Source organism: Paramesorhizobium endophyticum (assembly GCF_014640615.1).
Classification (GTDB): domain Bacteria; phylum Pseudomonadota; class Alphaproteobacteria; order Rhizobiales; family Rhizobiaceae; genus Paramesorhizobium; species Paramesorhizobium endophyticum.
In genome coordinates, this window is the sequence record NZ_BMHH01000079.1 from 1 (window position 1) to 757 (window position 757).

At 54.8% G+C, this 757-nt stretch carries 1 protein-coding gene and 1 pseudogene; one reads left to right on the plus strand and one right to left on the minus strand.

The window, feature by feature from the left end:
* Positions 1-57: 57 nt before the first annotated feature.
* Positions 58-534, plus strand: a pseudogene (locus tag IEX53_RS23635) (transketolase); the annotation flags it as partial.
* 9 nt (positions 535-543) lie between these two features.
* Here the strand turns inward: IEX53_RS23635 and IEX53_RS23725 are convergent.
* Positions 544-757: hypothetical protein (locus IEX53_RS23725; RefSeq protein WP_210311709.1), on the minus strand; the 214-nt coding region annotated here is incomplete at its 5' end.

The following is a 757-nucleotide window of genomic DNA, read 5'->3' on the forward strand; positions in this document are numbered from 1 at the left end:
CTCATGCCATGGCGCTTCCCCAAGCCGGCAAGCCCAGACGCATAGGGCATCAGAGAAGCGCTTACGCTTCGAAAGCCAGGCCCAAATTGCTCAGTTGTGATTGCCTATCAAGGAGCAATCGCCGACGAAGCGGTTGCCGCCGCCGGCCTGATCGGAGAAACCAGGCGCGATATTGGCGTGCTGGCGGTAACGTCGGCGGATCGTTTGAACGCTGGCTGGACAGCGGCTCAGCGTGAGCGGGCACGGGGCAACGCCAAGGCAAAGAGCCACATCGAAACGTTACTCGACCCACTACCCGGCAATTGCGTAATCGTCACGGTCATCGACGGCCATCCGGCAACGCTTTCGTGGCTTGGCGCCGTAGCTGGTCACAAAACCATCCCACATGGCGTGGAGCATTTCGGGCAAACAGGTACAATAAGCGAGCTCTACAGTCACTTCAGGATAGATCGCCTCTCAATTGTCAATTCGATTAACGAGCTGACCCATGGGAGAAGAGCTGGGATAAATCCACTCCTTCTATCGTTTCCATGACGTCCATTTTTAACCGTGCGTGCAGGCGCAATTTCCCTTGGCAATCAATCTTAGCAAGTACGAGATCACCTCGTGCAGATTGTCCAAATAAAATCCAGACAGTGCGCCTTGCGGGAATATCCCCCGGCCGAAGCCGCCGAGCATATTATGCTGGAAATGGACTTGCTTCGGAAAAGTGGAGAGGTTTTCTTGAGTTGAAAGGAAACCGGAATGCCGAAGCAGA